Source organism: Gottfriedia sp. ABJ_BB2_2 (genome assembly GCF_055484705.1).
In genome coordinates this window covers 381,765-399,507 of record NZ_JBVFKR010000002.1, presented here as the reverse complement: position 1 = coordinate 399,507, position 17,743 = coordinate 381,765, and the positions used below count along the sequence as shown (strand labels likewise).

The 17,743-nt window shown below is 32.0% G+C and carries 17 protein-coding genes; 14 read left to right on the top strand and 3 right to left on the bottom strand.

From position 1 onward, the window contains the following. Nucleotides 1–5 precede the first annotated feature (5 nt). The 6 genes from ACX6U0_RS06880 to ACX6U0_RS06855 all read left to right on the top strand — a co-directional run bounded on the left by ACX6U0_RS06880 (nt 6) and on the right by ACX6U0_RS06855 (nt 6,302). Complete coding sequence (locus tag ACX6U0_RS06880; RefSeq protein WP_087999882.1) at nt 6–662, top strand: 3-oxoacid CoA-transferase subunit B; 657 nt, start codon at nt 6–8, stop codon at nt 660–662. Between the two features lie 20 nt (nt 663–682). Beyond that, the gene (locus ACX6U0_RS06875) at nt 683–1,468 is read left to right on the top strand and encodes a 3-hydroxybutyrate dehydrogenase (RefSeq protein ID WP_464959215.1); all 786 of its coding nucleotides are present in this window, start codon (nt 683–685) and stop codon (nt 1,466–1,468) included. 204 nt (nt 1,469–1,672) lie between these two features. Further along, nucleotides 1,673–3,118, top strand: coding sequence for a sigma-54 interaction domain-containing protein (locus ACX6U0_RS06870; RefSeq protein ID WP_464959214.1), 1,446 nt, complete (start codon nt 1,673–1,675; stop codon nt 3,116–3,118). A 20-nt stretch (nt 3,119–3,138) separates the two neighbouring features. Next, a complete protein-coding gene (locus tag ACX6U0_RS06865) occupies nt 3,139–4,329 on the top strand; it encodes an acetyl-CoA C-acetyltransferase (RefSeq protein WP_464959213.1) in 1,191 nt (396 codons plus the stop codon). 104 nt (nt 4,330–4,433) lie between these two features. Continuing rightward, on the top strand, nt 4,434–5,132 hold the full coding sequence (locus tag ACX6U0_RS06860; RefSeq protein ID WP_464959212.1) for a hypothetical protein: 699 nt from the start codon (nt 4,434–4,436) through the stop codon (nt 5,130–5,132). Between the two features lie 87 nt (nt 5,133–5,219). After that, the gene (locus ACX6U0_RS06855; RefSeq protein WP_464959211.1) at nt 5,220–6,302 is read left to right on the top strand and encodes a CapA family protein; all 1,083 of its coding nucleotides are present in this window, start codon (nt 5,220–5,222) and stop codon (nt 6,300–6,302) included. A 72-nt stretch (nt 6,303–6,374) separates the two neighbouring features. Here the strand turns inward: ACX6U0_RS06855 and ACX6U0_RS06850 are convergent, their stop codons facing one another. After that, nucleotides 6,375–7,535 carry a phosphoglycerate dehydrogenase gene (locus ACX6U0_RS06850; RefSeq protein ID WP_464959210.1) on the bottom strand — a complete coding sequence of 387 codons (1,161 nt, stop codon included), beginning with the start codon at nt 7,533–7,535 and terminating at the stop codon, nt 6,375–6,377. Then, nucleotides 7,532–8,626, bottom strand: coding sequence for a 3-phosphoserine/phosphohydroxythreonine transaminase (gene serC / locus ACX6U0_RS06845; protein WP_464959209.1), 1,095 nt, complete (start codon nt 8,624–8,626; stop codon nt 7,532–7,534). The genes ACX6U0_RS06850 and serC overlap by 4 nt, the downstream gene beginning before the upstream one ends. A 193-nt stretch (nt 8,627–8,819) precedes the next feature. On the opposite strand from serC, the gene ACX6U0_RS06840 reads away from it, so the two are divergent. Then, complete coding sequence (locus tag ACX6U0_RS06840; protein WP_464959208.1) at nt 8,820–10,037, top strand: lipase family protein; 1,218 nt, start codon at nt 8,820–8,822, stop codon at nt 10,035–10,037. 84 nt (nt 10,038–10,121) lie between these two features. Next, nucleotides 10,122–11,030: an HD-GYP domain-containing protein gene (locus ACX6U0_RS06835; RefSeq protein ID WP_464959207.1), complete on the top strand. Its 909-nt coding sequence runs from the start codon at nt 10,122–10,124 to the stop codon at nt 11,028–11,030. 6 nt (nt 11,031–11,036) lie between these two features. Here the strand turns inward: ACX6U0_RS06835 and ACX6U0_RS06830 are convergent, their stop codons facing one another. After that, the gene (locus ACX6U0_RS06830) at nt 11,037–11,966 is read right to left on the bottom strand and encodes an aminoglycoside phosphotransferase family protein (protein ID WP_464959206.1); all 930 of its coding nucleotides are present in this window, start codon (nt 11,964–11,966) and stop codon (nt 11,037–11,039) included. A 220-nt stretch (nt 11,967–12,186) separates the two neighbouring features. Between ACX6U0_RS06830 and ACX6U0_RS06825 the strand changes: the two genes are divergently transcribed. The 6 genes from ACX6U0_RS06825 to ACX6U0_RS06800 all read left to right on the top strand — a co-directional run bounded on the left by ACX6U0_RS06825 (nt 12,187) and on the right by ACX6U0_RS06800 (nt 17,728). Beyond that, nucleotides 12,187–12,603, top strand: a complete 417-nt coding sequence (locus tag ACX6U0_RS06825; RefSeq protein ID WP_464959205.1) for a MerR family transcriptional regulator — start codon at nt 12,187–12,189, stop codon at nt 12,601–12,603. Between the two features lie 157 nt (nt 12,604–12,760). Further along, nucleotides 12,761–14,080, top strand: a complete 1,320-nt coding sequence (locus tag ACX6U0_RS06820) for a hemolysin family protein (RefSeq protein WP_464959204.1) — start codon at nt 12,761–12,763, stop codon at nt 14,078–14,080. 168 nt (nt 14,081–14,248) lie between these two features. Further along, complete coding sequence (locus ACX6U0_RS06815; RefSeq protein WP_464959203.1) at nt 14,249–14,911, top strand: oxidoreductase; 663 nt, start codon at nt 14,249–14,251, stop codon at nt 14,909–14,911. A gap of 348 nt (nt 14,912–15,259) precedes the next feature. Further along, entirely contained in the window at nt 15,260–16,096 is an 837-nt protein-coding gene (locus ACX6U0_RS06810) for a hemolysin family protein (RefSeq protein WP_464959202.1), read from the top strand. A gap of 152 nt (nt 16,097–16,248) precedes the next feature. Next, nucleotides 16,249–17,046, top strand: coding sequence for an amino acid ABC transporter substrate-binding protein (locus ACX6U0_RS06805; protein ID WP_464959563.1), 798 nt, complete (start codon nt 16,249–16,251; stop codon nt 17,044–17,046). Next, a complete protein-coding gene (locus ACX6U0_RS06800; protein ID WP_464959201.1) occupies nt 17,033–17,728 on the top strand; it encodes an amino acid ABC transporter permease in 696 nt (231 codons plus the stop codon). Before ACX6U0_RS06805 ends, ACX6U0_RS06800 begins: the two co-directional genes overlap by 14 nt. Nucleotides 17,729–17,743: the final 15 nt, after the last annotated feature.

The following is a 17,743-nucleotide window of genomic DNA, read 5'->3' as shown; positions in this document are numbered from 1 at the left end:
TAAACATGAAAGATATTCGTCAATTAATCATTCAAACTGCTGTAAAAGAAATTCAAGATGGCATGTACGTTAATCTAGGAATTGGACTACCGACTTTATTAGCTAACTATCTTCCAGAAGGCATCGAAGTAATGCTTCAATCTGAAAACGGTTTATTAGGTATTGGACCATATCCAACTGAAGCTGAAATTGATGCTGATTTAATTAATGCAGGAAAAGAAACAGTTACTGCTACTAGAGGTGCATCATATTTTGATAGTGCTGAATCATTTGCAATGATTAGAGGTGGACATATTGACTTAGCCATTTTAGGTGGGATGGAAGTCTCTGAAACTGGTGATCTAGCAAACTGGATGATTCCAGGGAAAATGGTAAAAGGTATGGGTGGTGCCATGGATTTAGTAAATGGTGCAAAGAAAATTGTTGTTGTCATGGAGCATGTAAATAAATACGGTGAGAGTAAAGTGAAAAAAGCATGTACTTTACCTTTAACAGGTAAGGGTGTTGTTCATAGATTAATTACTGAATTAGCAGTATTTGATTTTACTGACAAAGGTATGGTTTTAGTAGAGTGTGTTGGTGAAGCAACAATTCAAGAAATCCGTGAAAAAACTGAAGCAGCATTTATCGTTAGCCCTCAGTTGTTAAACAATGTGAACTAAGGGTGAAAGGAGAATGAAAAATGCAACACATGCTTTCACAAAAGGTCGCAATAATTACCGGTGCAGGTAGTGGGATTGGTTTTGAGATTGCCAAAACATTTGCCGAGCAAGGAGCAACGGTAGTATTAACAGATTTGAATGAAAAGAACGTTCAAAATGCGGCAAAGGAATTAAAGGAATTAGGTTTTACTGCAACTGCATACGCATGTGACGTGACAGATGAAGAGCAAGTGAAAGAGGTATTCGATAAAGTAGTAGAGCAATATGGAGAACTTCATATTTTAATAAATAATGCTGGATTGCAATACGTTTCCTCAATCGAGGAATTTCCAACTGAGAAATTTGAATTGCTATTAAAAGTCATGTTAACAGCTCCATTTATTGGTATTAAACATGTTTTTCCAATTATGAAAAAACAAAATTATGGTCGAATTATTAATATGTCATCTATTAATGGACTGATTGGCTTTGCAGGAAAAGCAGCATATAATTCTGCCAAACACGGAGTAATTGGATTAACAAAAGTAGCAGCTTTAGAAGGGGCAGAGCATGGAATTACAGTTAATGCAATCTGTCCGGGATATGTTGATACACCTTTAGTTCAAAATCAATTAGCTGATTTAGCAAAAACTAGAAATGTTCCTTTAGAAAGTGTCATTGAAGAAGTAATATATCCATTAGTTCCACAAAAGCGTTTATTGACAGTACAGGAAATTGCAAACTATACGGTATTTCTTGCAAGCCAATATACGAGTGGAATAACAGGCCAAGCAAATGTAATTGATGCAGGCTATACAGTACAGTAAAGAATGAAAAGTTGGGAAGTTAGGTAAAGAGAAGGAAGAACGTAAAGTTAGGGGAATTAGTAGGATCAGCAAAGGCTATCATTCCCTTTCTTCCTCTTTGTCCTGTTTTTCCCTTTTTATTTTTTTCTGATTATTTTCAATTATTTAAGTTATAATAAAGGTAGACTAAAATTTTACTTGATTTAAAAAGTGGGGGAAACACGAATGAATAAAATGCTTCAATGCCTACCATTTAATTGGATTCAAGAAATCGTTAATTTAGCTGCCGAATGGATTGTAGTTGTAGATCGTAACGGAAAAGTACTCTATATGAACGAATCATATTGTAAATTTGTTGATAGAGATCCTGATGAAGTAATTGGTATGGATGTTCAAGATGTAATTGAGAATTCAAGAATGCATTTTGTTGCGAAAACAGGGCAAGCTGAAGTAGCTGAAATTCATCCGATAAAAAATACAGAAATGGTAGCGAATCGATATCCATTATTTATAGATAATGAATTAGTCGGAGCAGTTGGAACTGTCATGTTTAGAAATGCACAAGATTGGCTGGAGTATTCTAAAAAGGTAGAACCTCTTATCGAAGAATTAAATTACTATAAAAAAAGATTTGAAAAAGAATTAGTAAGTAAATATAGCTTCAGCCAATTAATAGGTTCTACTCCATCTTTTCATGCAGCAAAACAATTAGCTGAAAAAGTTTCGGCGAGTTCATCAGCCATTCTTTTATTTGGAGAATCTGGTACGGGAAAAGAATTATTTGCACATGCAATTCATGATGCAAGTCCAAGAAGACTATTTCCTTTTGTAAGAGTTAATTGCGCTTCAATACCTGAACATTTACTAGAATCAGAACTTTTTGGTTATGAAGAAGGAGCATTTACGGGTGCGAAACGTGGAGGAAAAAAAGGAAAATTTGAAATTGCAAATAGAGGGACAATTTTTCTTGATGAAATAGGAGATATGTCTTTACATATGCAAAGTAAACTACTTCGAGTTCTTCAAGAAAAAGAAATTGAGCGTGTTGGTGGAAATTCACCGATTTCCATTGATGTTCGTGTCATAGCAGCTACTCATCGAAACCTAGAAGATATGGTTGTCTTAAAAGAATTTCGCCAAGATCTATATTACAGATTAAATGTGATTAAAGTAGATATTCCTCCATTACGTGAACGCATTCAAGATATCCCTTTAATTGCCAATGCCTTACTGAAAAAGCTAGAAAGAAAATTTCATAGACATGGCATCCAAATTTCTAATGAAGTCTTTCAAATTTTAAAGTCACATCATTGGCCGGGAAATGTTAGAGAGTTGGAAAATGTGATAGAAAGATGTGTGAATGTTTTAACTGGTAATGTTATTACACCTGAGCAATTACCTCTTTACCTATACGAAAATCCATCAAATAAAAAGTTAATAAACCACATTGATCAATCACAATACATAAAAAATGATATGAAATTAACAAAGTCTTTAAAAGAGTTAATTGAGGAAACAGAACGAAATGCACTTATACAAGCATTGGTTGAAGCAAATGGCAATAAAATAGAGGCTGCTAAACTATTAGATATTAGTAAATCAACTTTTTATGAAAAAGTTAAATACTTTAATATTAATAGAAATGAAATTGATGAGTTTATTAAAATTTAATTAAAATAGGGGGATTAAAAATGGGTGAAAAAGTTGTAATTGTAAGCGCTGTCAGAACTGCTATTGGGAATTTTAATGGGTCGTTAAAAGATATATCAGCTGTGGAGCTAGGAGCTAAAGTAATTGCCGAGGCACTTAATCGCGCAGGTATTGGGGGAAATCAAGTTGACGAAGTCATTATGGGGAATGTATTACAATCTGGGTTAGGTCAGAATCCAGCAAGACAAGCAGCAATCAAAGCAGGATTACCTCAATCAGTCTCAGCTATGACAATTAATAAGGTATGTGGATCTGGATTAAAAACTATTCATCTAGCAACACAAGCAATATTAGCTGGAGATGCTGACATTATTGTTGCAGGTGGAATGGAAAATATGAGTCAAGCACCTTTCTTACTTCAAGGAGCAAGAGAAGGTTATAAAATGGGACATCAAAAAGTAGTAGATAGTATGATTTCAGATGGATTATGGTGTGCATTTAATGATTATCATATGGGAATTACTGCTGAGAATTTAGCAAATCAATATGAGATTTCTAGAGAAGCGCAAGACCAATTTGCAATTCATAGCCAGCAAAAAGCAGAACAAGCAATTAAAAACGGTAACTTTGTTGAAGAGATCGTTGCAGTAGAAATTCCACAAAGAAAGAAAGACCCAATTATCTTCAAAGAAGATGAGTACCCTAAATTTGGATCATCATTTGAGAAAATATCAACGTTAAGACCGGCATTTGATAAAAATGGTACAGTTACTGCAGCAAATGCTTCTGGTATAAATGACGGGGCTTCGGCAGTTGTTGTTATGAGTGAGAAAAAAGCAAAAGAGTTAGGAATCGTACCACTTGTAAAAATAAGTGCTAATAGTAGTGCGGGTGTCGATCCTAGTATTATGGGAATTGGAGCTGCATTTGCAGCTAAGAAGGTAATTGAAAAATCAAACATAGAATTAAGTGAAATTGGATTAATTGAAGCGAATGAAGCGTTTGCTGCACAATCACTTTCAGTAATGAAAGAATGTGGCTTTGATGAAAATATTGTGAATGTAAATGGTGGTGCAATTGCCTTAGGTCATCCAATCGGTGCAAGTGGAACAAGAATTTTGGTTTCGTTAATTCATGAAATGAAGAGAAGAGAAACTAGATATGGTCTTGCAACGCTTTGTATTGGCGGGGGCCAAGGAGTAGCTACGATCATTGAAAATTGTTTTGAATAAGATTTCATCAACTAATTAAGCAAAACGAGCCACTTGGCTCTTTTTTTATTACTTTCCAATTTTTAGCACATACTATAAAAAAGGAAGGTAAAGGTTGTGCAAAAGTGTATTCAAATGCAATTATGATCTTTATTTATTCAGTATTTGGATTTCTAATATTTCTTTACTTATATAAAAATTTAATTAAATACTTTGAAGAAAGTAAAAAATATATCGGCCACGGCTTTAAAATACTTATTCTATACTTACTGTTATTAATATTAACTTGGATCAGTTCATTAAAAGCAGCAAAAGTCATTTTCCCCTTGTTAGATGAAAAAGGACTACAGTATAAGTTAATTGTAGGAATGGTTATTTTTCTAATTATTGTTTTAAATACGATTTGGATCATTATTAATTTATATATTATTAACAAGCTTCCGCAATATACAGGCTATGTAAAATCAATCATATTGGGCTTATTTTTTATTTCATTAATAGTAGTGACTTCTGTTTTAATTTATGGAAATATTTATCAGGATTATAATGTTTACTATAAGGATATAGATCCATTACATCATCATGGAATATTTAAAGGAAATGAAAGAGTTTTTGGGATAACAAATCTTTTGTACTTTAGTAGCATTGTCATATTTACAATTGGCATCGATGATGTAGCTATTGTAGGTGCAGATTTAAAGTGGATTGTAATGAGTGAAATGTTCCTTTCCTACTTACTAATGAGTATTTTTGTTCCATGTTTTTTAGTTCTTTTGGACCCAAAAGATTTAAAAAAGAAAAAACAAAAAAAGAAACAATCTTAGAAAAACTGTCAAATTTTGACAGTTTTTTTATTTTGTAGTGGTATGATGAAAATAGTAGTAACATCATATTAGAGAGGGGAATATAAGATGAGACAAGCCTTTAAATTTAGTTTGACTACTATTTGCAGTACGTTACTATTATCTTCTCTTTTTTTGACAGATATTGGTAGAGTAGGTTTTAAGATTGATAGAACGGCATATGCAGCTGGAAATACAACAACGAAAAAAGCTCAAAAACCGATCACGATTACTTTAGCAGGGGATATCATGTTTGAGGGGACAATTAAATCACAGATCAATAAATATGGAGTTGACTATCCATTCAAGTATGTGAGTCCGTATTTTAAACAGTCAGACCTTACATATGTTAACTTAGAAACAAGTATCTCAAATAGAGGAAAAGCAGAAAATAAACAATTTACCTTCCGTGCAAATCCGTCAATTGTAAAAGGAATTAAAAATTCAGGGATTGATATTGTTTCACTAGCAAACAATCATTCTCTTGATTATGGAACGACGGCGTTAATGGACACAATTGATTATGTAAAGAAAGCGAATATTGGTACAGTTGGTGCTGGAAAGAATACAAAGGAAGCATTTTCTGCCCAATATCGAACTATTAATGGTAAGAAAGTAGCTATTCTCGGGTTTAGTAGAGTATTACCTGAAGCGTCTTGGTTCGCTTCAACTAATAAAGCAGGTATAGCTTCTGCATATACAACAAATCCTATGATGCAATATGTAAAGACTGCAGTAAAATATTCAGATTATACGATTATTATGATTCACTGGAATAAGGAAAGAAAAGATTACCCAGAGGAATATGCTAGAAAACTAGGAAAACAATTTATTGATGCCGGGGTAGATGCAGTTATTGGTGGCCATAGTCATACACTTATGGGGACAGAAATGTATAAAGGTGCACCTATTTATTACAGCTTAGGTAACTTTATATTTGATGGTGCAAATGACCAAAAAGGCCAAGAAAGTATGATCGTTAAACTGACGTTAGAAAATAATAAAGTAAAAAGTTCAATTATTCCTTTAAAAATATCTAATGGAATTCCACGCCCAGTTAACAATTCATATAATCAAACGATTATTAATAAATTAAATAAGATTTCATATAATACGAAATTTACTTCAAATGGTACTTTGACAAGTAAGTAATCTGACAATTAGATTAAAATAAAAAGGTAGCTCATTTAAAATGAGCTACCTATTTTTATTTATCTATTAAATTTAAATAACTCTCACACTAATAACGCCTTCAATTTGCTTAATATATTGTTCAACCTGCTCGTTAATCATGTCATCAAGGTCAATCATTGTATAGGCATATGCACCTTTACTACGATTAAGCATATCCGCAATATTTACATGGTATTTTGCTAGTAAACCAGTAATTTGACCAACCATATTAGGAATGTTTTTATGTGAAATCGTAATTCGCTTCTTACCTGTATATGGGAGTTCTACATTAGGGAAATTGACAGAGTTTTTTATATTTCCAGTTTCTAAGTAATTCTTTAATTGTTTTGCAGCCATTCGTGCACAATTCTCTTCAGATTCCTGAGTAGAAGCACCTAAGTGAGGAATCGGGATCACATTTTTCATTCCAATTACCTTTTCATTTGGAAAATCAGTTACATACACACCAACGGTTTCATCATTCAAGGCATTTTCAAGTGCAGTATCATCAACTAATTCAGCACGAGAGAAGTTTAATAGTCGACTTCCTTTTTTCATAAGTGATAATAATTTTTCATTCACAAATCGATTTGTTTCATTTGTTAGAGGTACGTGAATCGTAATATAATCGCATGTTGAGAAAATTTCTTCAAGATTATCTATGCGTTGCACATTTCTTGATAATCGCCAAGCAGTATCAACTGAAATATAAGGATCATAACCATATACCTCCATATCTAGTGCTAGAGCATCGTTGGCAACGAGAGCACCAATCGCTCCTAAGCCGATAATGCCTAATTTCTTCCCAGCAATTTCAACTCCTGCATATTCTTTTTTTCCTGCTTCAACTATTTTGGTAATATTACTTTCACCAAATAAAGAACGAGTCCATTCAACACCTTCAAGAATACGACGAGATGAGAGTAGAAGACTAGTTAGTACAAGCTCTTTTACTGCATTTGCATTTGCACCAGGTGTATTAAATACAACAATTCCTCTTGCTGTACAGTCGTCAATTGGAATATTGTTTACACCAGCACCCGCTCTTGCAATTGCTTTTACGCTTTCAGGAATATTCATTTCATGCATACTATAACTTCTTAATAAAATGCCATCAGGCTCACTCATATCGTTTTCAATTGTATAATTTTGTATTGGAAACTCATTTATACCGTTTTTAGAAATATTATTTAAAGTTTGAATTTTAATCATGATTCAATCACCTCTACGATTTTCTTTTCAAAGTTACTCATAAACTGCACTAACTTTTCAATTCCTTCAATTGGCATTGCATTATAAATGCTTGCTCTCATTCCACCGACAGAGCGATGACCCTCAAGATTTACAAATCCATTAGCAGAAGCTTCAGCTAGGAATTGTTTGTTAATCTCTTCTAAAGAGGTTGAAAACGGAATGTTCATTAATGATCTACTGTCGATTTTAACTGGTGAAGAAAACAAAGGTGATTGGTCGATAAAGTCATACAATAGTTTTGCTTTCAATAAATTATTATCATGAACTTGTTTAAGTCCACCTTGTTCCTTAATCCACTCTAGTACGAGCATAGAAATATAGATACTGAATGTAGGCGGTGTGTTGTAAAGTGAGGATGCGCCAACATGAGTTTTATAATCTAACATAGTAGGACAAAGATTGTTTGCATGGCCAATTAAATCTTCACGAATAATGACAATCGTTAATCCAGCAGGACCAATATTTTTTTGAGCTCCAGCATAAATTAATCCGAATTTAGAGACATCGATCGGTTCAGAGAGAATATTAGATGAAAAGTCAGCAACTAAAGGTGCATTTGTAGTCGGGTAAGTAGAAAATTTTGTTCCTTCAATTGTATTGTTTGATGTGATATGTAAGTAATCGATAGAAGGATCAATATATAAATCTTCTAACTTAGGAATATAGGAGTAATTTTTGTCTTCAGAGGATGCTATGACCTTAACTTCCCCATATTTTTTTGCTTCAGAAATAGCTTTTTTAGACCAAGAACCTGTATTAATAAACGCAGCGGTATGGAAATTGTTTAATAAATTCAACGGAACCATTGAAAATTGAGTTGAGGCCCCACCTTGTAAAAATAATACTTTGTAATTTGTTGGGATTTCTAAAATGTCTCTTAATAAAGCTTCACATCTTTGAATAATTTCCTCAAATTCTTTAGAACGATGACTCATTTCCATTACAGACATTCCAGCTGTACCGTATGAAACTAGTTCTTTTTGTACCCTTTCCAATACTGATACTGGTAAGACAGAGGGGCCAGCAGAGAAGTTATAAACGCGCTCCATAATATCATCCTCACCTGATTTTTTATAATATTCTAACTTTAAACCAAGGCAAACTGAAGGTCAATAAAAGGTTTGTTTTTGTCAAAATAAATTCTATTTTTACGAATTTTTTTTAAAAGAAAGCAGGAAACATTCGTGATATGGAGAAATATGCTTAAGTTAAGAATAAATAAATGGTACACAGGAGGCAAAATTGAAAAAGTTTATTGGATACATACTTAGTTTTATATTATTCTTTCAAGTATTCCCAACAGCTCAAGCTAGTGAATTAGAGGATATAAATGGGCAATACAAAGAATTGTATGCATCAGATTTGTCATATGTAAACGGTGTATATAAGAGTGAAGGAAAAAAGGTAAAAGATATTGTAGGAGTTAGCTCAGATATAAAAGACGCACTTGGTGAATGGACAGTTTCTTCTGTATCAAAAAACGGTGGATCAGTTAATGTAGGATTTGAAGCAATCGTCTTACAGAATCCAGATAAAGCAAAGAATGAATATATTATCGCATACAAAGGTTCTGCGGGTTCTTTAACGGATAAAGATTGGAAAGATAATACTGAAGCAATTTCTTCAATTCCAACTGAGTTAACACAAAAAACAGGTGTTGTGTATCATCCGCAGGATGCTGATGCAGTTTCATTTACACAAGCAATTTTAAACAAATATAAAGGTTCGAAATTTATTTTTACAGGCCATTCATTAGGTGGGCATTTAGCGCAAAGAACAAAAATAGACTTAAAGCTTGAAGGAACAAAAGTTGTTACATTCAATTCATTGGGTGTTGTAACAGAATCTAAAGTAGCTGATTATGCTAATTATTTACAAGGAAATATGAATTTCATAATTGATGGAGAATTTGTTGATAAATACAACAAACTGTACTTAATCACAAGCTTAGGTAGTAAATATACACAATTATTACCGAATGTAACATCTGATCAAGACAAACATAAATTAATTAACTTTTATACATTCACTAAAAAGACATATGCTGTCTATCAAAATACTAAGCTCTTAAAATCATTTTATAATGTAAATAATGCAAAACAATTAGCGAGTATGAATTTAAAAACAACTATAAAAACTTTAGATGGTAAAGTAGTATGGAAGAACGACAATCGTTATGCAGTTTATTTACATCAAAAACTTTTATATACTTTTACAGATCGAAAAACTGCTGACAAATTTGCTAATGTGCAGGCTGGAAGAAGAGTATTAGACTTAAAGACAAACAAAAATGTATATTTTAAAACAAATGCGAATTTTAGATATAGTGTTTATCTAGGTAAAGATAAACTTGATATATTTACTACAAGCAATGACGCGATAAAATTTGCAAAGTTAAACAGTAAGCGAATTGTAAAAGATGAGAAAACAAAGAAAGTAATCTATCCAGTTAAGAAGTAGCAAAAAAGTAGCTGATCATTTGATGAGCTACTTTTTTAATTGGGTACTAGCATAGTCTTTTCATAAAGTGGGAAATGTAAAAATATGTTTAATAAATTTTCTTTATGGTTTAATAATCCGATTTATTTTCGATATGCTTTTTTTATTCTTATGTTAATCAGTCTCATTTGCAATTATATTATTGGAGATGGGGATAATCTTTTTATTATTTACTTTGTCGTTTCTATTTTTTTAGGATTTGGGTTTTATAATCATTCACATTATATATTAATCTTGTTAACGACTGTGGTTGTTTTTTGTAGATTCCATTTTGTTCAAAGCTCTGCAAGCTTCATAAGTTATTTACTAACGTATATTTTAATTACATATACTGCTGTTGGACTTATGAAACAATATCAAAAGGTAAAAGAAGGTACACTTGAATTAATTCTTGCACTTGCAAAGGCAATGGATTCCAGGGATAAATATACACTTCATCATTCAGAAAATGTAGCAAATATAGCATATAAGATTGCTAAGAAAATGGGATTATCTAAAAGTTTATGTGACGCTGTTCACCAAGGTGGACTCCTACATGATATTGGAAAAATAGGTATTCCAGAGCAAGTATTATTAAAAGAGTGTAAATTAACAGATGAAGAGTATCAGACAATCAAAGGTCATCCTGTCATAGGTTATGAAATGATTAAACATGTGGCAATATTTAGTGAGAATGGGATATTTGATATCGTATTATATCATCATGAACGATTTGATGGGACAGGATATCCATATGGTTTAAAAGGAGCACAAATTCCTCTATTAGCTAGAATTATCACGATCGCAGATGCATTTGATGCAATGATGTCTAAAAGAGTGTATAGAAATGAATTAACACTGGATATATGTTTAAGTGAAATTAGAAAACATAAAGGAACACAATTTGATCCAGACATAGCTGATGTATTTCTTAGCTTTTACGAAAAAAGCTGCCGGAAAGAAAAAAAAGAGTAGTCTGTATCACGACAGGTTACTCTTTTTTTCATACCAAGAAGGAATCATTTGTTCAAAGTTTTGATGTTCCTCTAAGATTCTGTATACTCGTTTCCACATTTTCTCAATTAAATGTGGTGTTGTTTTATAGCTCCAAATAATATCTGATGGTATGATCATTGCAGCGTAAAGTGAGTAATATTGCCAAAATTCATCCGGGATATTGTCAGAGAAATAACCTTCTATTTGACCAATCGCAAAAGGTTTACTTACTTCACTTGTAAATAACGCAACTTTGTGAAAGTCATGATACGGATCACCCCATTCAAAGCGATCAAAATCAATTATAGCTGCTAGTTGACTATCGTTAAAAATGATATTAGATGGATGGAAATCATCGTGAAGAAATCGTACAGGTCGATTTTTTAATAAATGGATGTGCTGATTAACAAAACGTAAAATATCGTTTTTTTCAGGGAATGTAATAGTTGATTCATTTAATAATTGTATGTATCTATTATGCTTAGTTAGTTTGTAGTCTTCCCAAGTCTGTAAAGGTGAGGTTTCAGAAAGAGTATGTAGTTTTTGCAATTCCCTGCCAGCTTGATAACCTAGCTTATATTGCGTTTCACTAGAAAACTTATATAAGGATTCTTCACCATCAACACCATTTATACATGATACAATTTGAATACAAATTGAATCCTCAGGGAGTTCAATAAAATGTAATGGCTTCGGAACGAGTGAGCCGATTTGATTAAAATACGTTAAATGTTCGTAGACTAATTTTGCCGTATCCAAACGCGTCTCATCATAAATTTTTAAAAATATAGCTTCACCATTTTCAGTAATGACTTTCCATTTTTCCTCGTGAGAGAATCCCTTTGTAATCTGAGTAAATGATTTTGCAGAGGATAACAAAGGAATTTTTTGAATAATATGTTCAGTTAATCTCACATGATACACCTCCATTTTCGGTTATATAGAAATCTACTAAATCATACTATAAATAGTAAATAAAAGTTTATCATTTCTTGAGTATTCTCAATGTATTGACGAATAGTGCATTTCCTAATACGAATATATATGACAAATGACTATTTCCTTTTTAAACTGGAACGTTTGACTGTATAGTTTCTAAACTATATAATAATATTAATCTATGATGAGGGGAGGTTTGTCACTTGGGATCGAGTATCGAATTGGTGAGTTAGCTGAAATAGCGCAAGTTTCAAAAAGAACAATTGATTATTATACAAAACTGGGGTTATTGGAAGCGAAACGATCTGAATCAAACTATCGATATTATTCCAATGAGGCAATCGAAACCCTACGGTTTATTGAACATTGTAAACAAATGAGGATCTCTTTAGATGAGATAAAATCATTAATACAAAATAATTATAATCAAAAAAATTGTGTTTTTGAACAAATTCAATTGATTTCAAACCAAATTATTGAGTTGGAGTCTAAATTACAACAATTAGTACCTGTAATTTCAGATATGGATGAAAGTGAAAAAAATGCTTTAGTTAGTACTTTATCACATCATACATCACCGCTATTACAAACGCTAAAGTATTTTGTAAAATAGAATCTTTCAACAATGTTTGTTTCGGAAGGCCATGTGTCAGAGTTGAAACATGAATATTCTGACAGAATATGGTAATGTATTAGTAGTTTCATAATTTAATAATATAGATTGAAAATCTCAGGAGGTGAATACTCGAGTAAATTACTCGGGTTCGTCATTGGACATAGTTAACTTGTTTTTGATTGCAGTTTTAATCGCACTTACAGCATTTTTCGTTGCTGCGGAGTTTGCAATTGTAAAGGTTCGATCGAGTAGAATCGATCAACTGGTAGCAGAGAAAAAGAGAGGCGCATTAGCTGCGAAGAGGGTTACGGCGAGTTTGGATGAATATTTATCAGCTTGTCAATTAGGTATTACTGTTACGGCATTAGGTTTAGGGGTTTTAGGGGAACCAACATTTGAACATATCATACATCCAGTTGTTCAATATCTTGGATTAAACGGAGCAGTTGCACATTCAATTTCATTTATTCTTGCATTTGCTTTAGTAACATTTGTTCACGTGGTTATTGGTGAGTTAGCCCCAAAAACGGTAGCAATTCAAAAAGCTGAAACAATAACATTGCTTCTTTCTGCACCTTTAATTCTTTTCTATAAAATAGCTTACCCATTTATTTGGGCTTTAAATGGTTCTGCAAGATTTTTTACAGGATTATTTGGAATTAAACCAGCATCTGAATCAGAGGAAGTTCATACTGAAGAAGAATTGCGAATTATTTTATCTGAAAGCTTTGAAAGTGGAGAAATTAATCAAGCTGAATATAAATATTTAAATAATATTTTCGAGTTTGACAACCGACTTGCTAAAGAAATTATGGTCCCTCGTACTGAAATTATTGGATTATATGCAGAAGATCCAATTGAGGAACAAATTGAAACGATAAAAAATGAAAAATATACGAGATATCCAGTTTTTGGTGAAGATAAAGATGAAATTATCGGTATGGTTAACGTAAAAGACTTTTTTATTCGTTATTTAGATGGAAAAGTTGATAGCTCATACGAATTAACAAATTATACTCGACCTGTTATTCAAGTTATCGAAACAATTGCAATCCATGATTTATTACTTGAAATGCAAAAGAAACGTATACCACTTGCGATTTTATATGATGAATATGGTGGAACAGCAGGTTTACTAACAATGGAAGATATTCTAGAAGAAATTGTTGGTGAAATTAGAGATGAGTATGATGATGATGAAAAACCAGCAGTTCAACATATTACAGAGTCTCACAAAATTGTTGAAGGAAAAGTATTAATTTCTGAAATCAACGATCTGTTTGGTCTTTATGTTGAAGAAGACGATGTAGATACGATTGGTGGTTGGATTTTAACTCAAAACCATGATATTCAACAAGGTGAGTCGATCATTTTCGAGGATTATGAATTTAAAGTAGTTGAATTAGATTCAAATCAGGTGAAATTAGTTGAGATAAAAAAAATTAATGAGTTTGTACAGTCAGTAAGCTTATAACATTTCAGAAGGATTAAAGGCAAAAGTCTTTAATCCTTTCTTTGTTTGATTGGTATTGTAAAAATTTTTATAATAAGCTCCATACATAGGTATTTTTCATATGGTAAGCTTTTCACTAAAAAGATAAATGAGAGAAAGCGATCAAATTTATATAAAAGAGGTACATATATGAAAAGAAAAGCGTTAGTAATTGGTGCGACAGGTTTAATTGGTAAAAATGTAGTAAATCAGTTAATTCAGAACGAGGCTTATGAAAAAATCACAATTCTTGTTCGGAAAAGCAGTGGATTTTCACATGAGAAATTGGAGGAAATCATTGTAAACTTTGATCATTTAGAAGAATATGAGCAATATTTTCATGTGAATGATGTATTCAGTTGTCTTGGAACAACAATCAAAGTAGCGAAAACTAAAGAAAATTTTAGGAAGGTCGATTATGATTATTCAGTTAAGTCTGCCGAATTAGCAAGTAAGTCAAATGCTCAAAACTTTCTTCTAATTAGTTCAATGGGCGCAAATAGTCACTCTAATATTTTTTATAGCAAAGTAAAAGGTGAAGTTGAAAGAGATGTAAGAAAATTGAATTTTGAAGGATTATTTATATTTAGACCATCTTTATTATTAGGTGAACGTAAGGAAGTCAGACTAGGAGAAAAAGTGGCTGAAAAAATTTCTTCAATCATGCCATTTTTATTTAATGGACAATTTAAGAAATATAAACCAATTAAAGGAGTAACAGTTGCAAAAGCAATGATTAATAGTGCTTTAAATGGTACTAAAGGTGAACAAATTATAGAATCAAATAGTATTGAAAGCATTTCAAGAAAGTAATGATTACGTGGGAAAGATAAAGTGTGAAATTATTCACAAAAAAGTAACATTTTAATTAAAACTAAGCTGATTTTTATTATAAAATTAAAGCATAAGCTTGATAGTTTGATTACTTCAAAATGAAAGTAAAATGAATAATTATCAACTTTGTATCAAATTGTTTCGTACTAAACCTCATTTTCTCCTCTTGCTACTTTAAAAGTGAGGGGAAATTTTTTTGCATAATTTTTCCTGTCATGAATACATATTAATTAAATATTTGTAAAGGATTGTCGACATTTTTAAGTTTCAAAAATTCATATTAAGGGCGTGACGTGTTTGGCAGATGCTCCCTCGGGAAAAGGATTAATGGGATTTTTTCGCCTTTTTAAAAAGGAAAATGTTGATGAAATCGAAAGTAATAAACTGGAAAATCGACATCAATCAGTTCAAGACTATATCAACCAAAAGAATGAGATAAATATGTATGAAGATGAATTATTATTAAGATCTATTACATTTAAGGAAAAAATAATTAATGACATACTCACACCCCGCACAAAAGTGGTTGCAATTAATGTGAATGAAACTGTCGATAAAGTCCGAGATATATTTCTTAATGAGCGTTATTCAAGAATTCCAGTCTACAATCAGGATATTGATCACATTATTGGGATTTTGTCAGAAAGAGAATTTTTAACGAGCTTACTTCAAGAACAAGAAGTTGATATTAGAAAGTTAATCAGGATTCCTATTTTTATTATGGAAACGATGAAAATTTCAACAGTTTTAACGATGCTTCAAAAAGAGAACGCCCATTTAGCAATTGTCATTGATGAATTTGGGGGAACATCAGGAATTATCACTCTAGAGGATATTTTAGAGGAACTAGTAGGGGAAATTAGAGATGAATTTGATGAGCTAGAACATCATGAATTTACGCAGGTTAACGAAAACGAATACCAATTTCAGGCTTCTATGTCTTTGTCTAATTTTTTCCATATTGTGAAAATGAAAATGCCAAAAAGTCGGTATGTAACGCTTGGTGGATGGATCTTCGAATGCTTTAAACATGTTCCAAGTATAGGGGAAACACTGCAATATAAAAACTTAACCTTCATAATAAAAGAAATTCAAAATAGAAGAATTCAGAGTGTAATTGTTAAAATTAGTAAGCCAAATTTACAAAGTAAACTCGGTTCTTAGGAGCCGAGTTTTTTCATTGAAAAAAGTTAGAATTAAAAAGCCGAAAATAAAAATAATAATTTTATAGTAGTTTTTTGTTGTAATTTCGCAATACATGAAATATATTTAAAACAAATAATTCCGATAAGGTTAAGGGAGATTAAAAAATGAAAATTAAGAAAATTGGTTTAGCATTAGGTTCATTAGTTCTAGCAGCAGGCTTTATGGCTGGTTGCAATGCAAATAAAGAAGGCGATTCAGCAAAAGGAAAAGATTTATTAACACAAGTAAAAGATAGTGGAGAATTAAAAATTGGAACTGAGGGTACTTATGCACCTTTTACTTTCCACGATAAAGATGGAAAATTAACTGGTTTTGACGTTGATTTAGCAAATGAAGTTGCTAAACGTTTAGGTGTAAAACCAAAATACTCAGAAACACAATGGGATGCAATGTTTGCAGGTTTAGATGCAAAACGTTTTGATATGATTGCAAATGAAGTTGGAATCAAACCAGAACGTGAAAAAGATTATTATTTCTCACAACCATATATTACTTCATCAGCAGCATTAGTAGTAAAAAGTGATAGTGACATAAAAGCATTAGAAGAAATTCAAGGCAAAAAAGCAGCACAATCTTTAACTAGTAACTATGGTGATATCGCAAAAAAATATGGTGCTGAATTAATCGGTGTTGAAGGCTTTAGCCAAGCGATTCAATTAATTGAAACTGGTCGTGCTGATGTAACAGTAAATGATAAATTATCAATTCAAAATTACCTAAATGAAACTGGTGACACGAAAGTAAAAATCGCAGCTTTAGAAGATGATGCTTCTGATAGTGGTTTTATGTTCCGTAAAGACGATGATTCTTTAGTAAAAGCAGTTGATAAAGCGTTAGATGAAATGAAAGAAGACGGAACGTACGATGAGATCGTAACAAAATGGTTTGGTAAAGATGGCATTAAGTAGTTTATTACAACAAGACTGGAGTGACTCAATAACCATTGTGAAGGAATCTTTCCTTCCAATGGTTAAAACTGCTTTAACAGGAACTATTCCATTAACGATTATCACTTTTATCGTTGGTTTAGTATTGGCCTTTATTACTGCGCTTTTCCGTCTATCAGGTAATAAATTCTTAAATGCTATTGCAAGAGTATACGTTTCAATCATCAGGGGAACGCCTTTACTAGTTCAATTATTTATTATTTTTTATGGTCTGCCATCAATTGGACTAACAATATCGCCATATATTTCGGCTATTATCGGTTTCTCACTAAGTGTAGGGGCATATGCATCCGAAATTATTCGAGGTTCTATTCAATCAATCGATAAAGGGCAATGGGAAGCTTCATATTCTATTGGTATGACTTATAATCAAACACTAAAACGAATCATCATTCCTCAAGCAGCTAGAGTTTCATTACCACCGTTATCAAATACTTTTATTAGTTTAGTGAAAGACACTTCATTAGCCTCATTAATTTTAGTTACTGAAATGTTTCGTACTGCTCAAGAAATCGCAGCAGTTAACTTTAAATTTTTATTAGTTTATACTGAAGCTGGATTTATATATTGGATAATTTGCTTCTTCCTATCTATCATCCAAGGACGATTAGAAGCACGTGTTGAACGATATGTTGCAAAGTAATGGGGGAAGAGAGAT